Genomic DNA, 1,965 nt, shown 5'->3' with positions numbered 1-1,965 from the left:
CGCTGTTGTTCCTTAAATGTTTTCAATATATTTTCTATCGCCTGCAACCATTCCTCATCGAATACGCTTGCATCGCCGGTTGTCTTCCAGTAATGATATGCCAGACGGATGGGGTAACACAAGGAGTCAATCTCCCATTTGCGTTCATGCAGCTCGAGTTTCATGTCCGTAAGGTCGGACTGCCACTGATGGTCGGGGTTGGGATCGTACGGGTCGAGGAAGGCATTGGCATAGGGGTCGATGATGATGCACTTGAACTGGCGGCGGATAACGCCTGCGAGCATTGCTCTGAGTTCGGGATCGTTGTTTGCCAGTTGTACGTATGGCCATACCTGGGCGCCGGAGTCGCGAAGCCACATGGCGTGGATATCGCCGGTGTAGACGATGGTGTCGTCTTTGCCATTGTTCTTGCGGTGGCGAACGGTGGTATCTAATGTATTGGGGAAGCAGTTCTCGAACATCCAGGCTAACTTGGGATTGACTAGCAGCTTCTTCACGCGGACGATCTCATTTTCTACTGCTTTCGATGTGAATAAACGCTTCGATAGATCGGGACGATTAGTTGTATAATCAACAGATTTCACTTTCGTATTATCCTGTACGGGAACAATCTCCATCGGCGAATACGATGCCGAAGCCCACACAGAGCTTAACAGGCACAGGCTTATAATACTCGCCCTTAAAGGCATTAAATTTTTCATGGTCTTACTTTTTATTTTTAAGCGTTTTTTGTTGGGCTACTTCATCTGAGAACGAATAGGGCAGGTCACTTTGTTGAGTTCCTCGGCTTGTGTTCGGCAAGTTATCCATTTTATAGTTAATAACCGCACCATTGATCAGCTGTTCATGCGTCAGATAGTTTTTTGTATATGGTTGTCCGTTGACAGTCATTGCTTTGACATAAGGGTTTGCCTTATTGTTGTTATCTGCAGTTATCTCTACCTGTTTTCCGTTATCGAGTGTAAGGGTTACTTTCCTGAATAATGGTGAACCGAGTATATACTCATCCGTTCCGGGACATACGGGATAGAAGCCCAGTGCAGAGAAAACATACCACGCCGATGTCTGCCCATTGTCTTCATCGCCGCAATAGCCATCGGGATTCGGAGTATATAGTTTATCCATCACCTCGCGCGTCCAGTACTGGGTTTTCCATGGCTGGGCAGAGTAGTTGTACAGGTAGATCATATGTTGAATTGGTTGGTTCCCATGTGCATAATTACCCATATTCATTATCTGCATTTCACGTATTTCGTGGATCACAAAGCCGTAGTAGCTGTCATCGAATAATGGCGGTACGTTGAATACGGAGTCCATCATCTGGTTGAAGCCTTCTTTTCCGCCCATCAGGTCGATCAATCCCTTCGGATCGTGAAATACCGACCATGTATAGTGCCAGCTGTTACCTTCGGTGAAAGCATCTCCCCATTTCAAGGGATTGAAAGGGGACTGGAATGTTCCGTCCTGATTCTTTCCTCGCATCAGCTTATGTTCTTTGTCGTAGAGGTTCTTATAGTTGAAGGCTCTCTGTTTGTATATGGCGATATCCTTTTCGGGTTTGCCTAGCTTTTTACCCAGTTGATAGATACACCAGTCGTTGTAGGCATACTCGAGTGTGCGGGCGGCATTTTCGTTGATATTTACATCGTAAGGCACATAGCCGAGTTTGTTGTAATAGTCGTAACCGTTGCGCCCCGTAGAACTTACTTGCGGATGTACGGCATTAGCGCCATGCTCTACGGCTTTCCAGAGAGTTTCTATATCGTATCCTCTGAGTCCTTTCAGATAGGCATCGGCTACTACAGAGGCAGAGTTGTTGCCCACCATACAGTCGCGATGTCCGGGGCTTGCCCACTCGGGCAGGAATCCGCTTTCTTTGTAGGTATTGACCAGTCCTTCCTGCATTTTTACGTTCATCTCAGGGTACATCAGGTTCAGGAAAGGGAACAGGCTGCGGAAGGTGTC

Annotated in this window: 2 protein-coding genes; both read right to left on the bottom strand. The window is 47.1% G+C overall.

Translation table 11 applies throughout. The annotated features are described in order from the left end of the window. Positions 1 to 617 (bottom strand): glycoside hydrolase family 125 protein (locus tag M2448_RS20275; protein ID WP_280648000.1); only part of this gene is annotated, 617 nt, incomplete at its 3' end. Between the two features lie 88 nt (positions 618 to 705). Continuing rightward, the coding region (locus M2448_RS20270) for a glycoside hydrolase family 92 protein (protein WP_280647999.1) at positions 706 to 1,965 on the bottom strand (1,260 nt) is incomplete at its 5' end.

Source organism: Dysgonomonas sp. PF1-14 (genome assembly GCF_029892965.1).
Taxonomy (GTDB): domain Bacteria; phylum Bacteroidota; class Bacteroidia; order Bacteroidales; family Dysgonomonadaceae; genus Dysgonomonas.
The sequence above is the reverse complement of the archived record's forward strand: the minus strand, read 5'-3'. Positions and strand labels throughout refer to the sequence as shown.